The sequence below is a fragment of the Streptomyces sp. NPDC007025 genome, assembly GCF_042869455.1.
In the GTDB taxonomy this organism is placed as follows: domain Bacteria; phylum Actinomycetota; class Actinomycetes; order Streptomycetales; family Streptomycetaceae; genus Streptomyces.
Window position 1 is genome coordinate 1 of the sequence record NZ_JBIAFT010000031.1, and the last position, 1,893, is coordinate 1,893.

1 protein-coding gene is annotated in these 1,893 nt (G+C 68.1%); it reads right to left on the minus strand.

Going from position 1 to position 1,893, the window contains the following annotated elements; all coding sequences use genetic code 11:
- Nucleotides 1–1,319: DEAD/DEAH box helicase family protein (locus ACFYMO_RS31660; protein WP_388550931.1), on the minus strand; the 1,319-nt coding region annotated here is incomplete at its 3' end.
- Between the last annotated feature and the right edge of the window lie 574 nt (nt 1,320–1,893).

Below are 1,893 nucleotides of genomic sequence, written 5' to 3' on the forward strand. Positions count from 1 at the left end.
CCCTCAAGAACCTTCACCAACGGCTTGTACGAACCGGAGGTGAACATGTCCTCGGGCGATTCGTCGGGCTGGAGGAATACCGGCACGATCAAAGAGGCGAGCTTGCCTTCACCGGGCTTCTGGCGCAGCGCGCGGCCGATGGCCTGGACGATGTCGTGCGGCGCGCCCCTGGGGTCCAGCAGCGCCACCGAGTCCACCGCCCGGATGTCCACCCCCTCGCCCAGGACGCGGCAGTTGGAGAGCACGGCCCGCCGGGCGGTGGCCCCGAAGCCGCCCAGCACCTCCCGCCGGCGCTCTGGGACGTGCTCGCCGCACAGCCAGTCCGCCCAGACCGCGGCCGGGTACTTCTCGGGCTGGTCGGCGTGCAGCCGCTTGGCCACGCGCTGAAGGCCCTCCGCGTACGCCTCGGCCTCCATGGTCCGGTGATGGAAGGTGATGCACGTCGACAGGCTGTGCTGCTCCATGGCATGCAGCAGCGCAGCCTGCAGCGCCCCAAGCCGCTGCCCGCGGACCTTCTCGGTGTGCCGCTCCTCGCCCATCAGCCGCTCGGGCGTCACCACCGGGTCCTGGAGCTCCAGGACGATGATCTGATACCGCGCCAGCAGCTTCCGCGACACCGCCGACGCCAGCGACAGCTTGTAGAGCACCGGCCCGAACACGGCTTCGTCGTCCATCGAGGCCGCCATCTCACGCGGCAGCGGATCCCGCACCCCCTCGGCGACCTCACGCTCGAGGCGCTCCTCCCAGATCCGCGGCGTCGCCGTCAGGTACAGCCGGCGGTGCGCCGGGATCTTCGTCTGGTCGTGGATGTCCGCCCACGCCTTACCCATTGAGCCCGACGTCCTGTGCGCCTCATCGACCACCGCCAGGTCCACGGGCGCGAGCTTCTGCCCGTAGGCGCCCTCGAAGGCTTCCACGAGCACGCCCAGCGAGGCGTAGGTGGCGTAGATGGTCACCGGCCCGGCGCTGTGCCACAGGGCCAGCTGCACGGGGTTCGTGGTGGACCGCACCCCCAGGTGGAACAGCTCCGGGTCGTCCAGGGGCGAGCACACCATGACGGCTGGCCCCTTGTGCCCGGCCCCGCTCCACGCCTTCACGGTCTGCGCCAGGAGATCCAGGGTCGGCACCACCACGAGAATGCGGCCCTTGGGCACGATCCGCTTTGCGGAGGCGGCCGCGATGATGGTCTTTCCCGTCCCGCACGCGGCGTGCACCTGCCCGCGCAGACCATTCCAAGGAATGCCGCCCGGCGGGATATCGAGGCCGCGCACGATGGCGGCTACGGCCTCAATCTGGTGTTCACGCAGTTTCACGGCCATTCCCGTGTTCTCCTTTTCGCGGAATGCGACGCGTAATAGGAATGAGAGTCCAACGCGGTGACTGGCGGGCCGGGGTGGTGGTGTCTTCTCCCAGACTCTACACACCTGGCACCCGTGATGCATCACCCGCATGACAGCTTCCCCATGTAGGCTGATACTTGGCCGAATATCGCCCCGCACGCACGGTTCATAGGGTATGCTGGCGGGGAGTATTCGTGAACGTGAGCGGCCGGTTTCGAGGGTAGGGGAGTGGTCAGGGCGGAGCGCAGCGGAGCCCGTCACTGCGGCGGGAGCCGGCACCCCACCGGGCCGACGGTCCGTCACCCTCATTGCAGGGATGGTGGCTGGGAACCCCAAACCCTACACAGTCCCGCGCGTGATACACCTCCCCTCGCAGCCAGCCTCAGGAGTCCCGCCTGCGGGACTCCTCGCAATTCGCGCTTGCGCGAATTGCCTCACTTTCTGAATTCCGCTTGCGGAATTCCATTCCGGCGCCTGCGCCGGAATTCGCATTGCGCTTGCGCAATGCGAATCTCTATGCCCCGGCTTGCCGGGGCATATCCCGCTCCGCGGG